The following is a 452-nucleotide window of genomic DNA, read 5'->3' as shown; positions in this document are numbered from 1 at the left end:
CGTCATTCGTATGCGTGTGCCAGACGAGGGGGGATGTAAATTTGACGATATGCTACGTGGTGAAGTCGAGATTCCTTGGTCACAAGTGGATATGCAAGTGCTACTCAAAACCGACGGTCTACCAACCTACCATTTGGCAAACGTGGTCGATGACCATTTGATGCAGATTACCCACGTCATTCGTGGCGAAGAGTGGATTAACTCTGCTCCAAAGCATCAATTATTGTATAAATATTTTGGTTGGGATATGCCAGTGCTATGTCACATGCCACTGCTTAGAAACCCCGACAAATCCAAACTATCCAAACGCAAAAACCCAACGTCTATCACTTATTACCGTGATGCAGGTGTGTTGCCAGAAGCCTTGCTTAACTACTTGGGACGGATGGGCTACTCCATGCCAGATGAAGCCGAAAAATTCACCTTGGATGAAATGATTGCCAGTTTTGACA

1 protein-coding gene is annotated in these 452 nt (G+C 45.6%); it reads left to right on the top strand.

What is annotated here, in order from left to right:
- Positions 1–452: glutamate--tRNA ligase (locus J1781_RS00350; RefSeq protein WP_238483435.1), on the top strand; the 452-nt coding region annotated here is incomplete at both ends.

Source organism: Rahnella perminowiae, from assembly GCF_019049695.1.
GTDB lineage: Bacteria > Pseudomonadota > Gammaproteobacteria > Enterobacterales > Enterobacteriaceae > Rahnella > Rahnella perminowiae.
The sequence above is the reverse complement of the archived record's forward strand: the minus strand, read 5'-3'. Positions and strand labels throughout refer to the sequence as shown.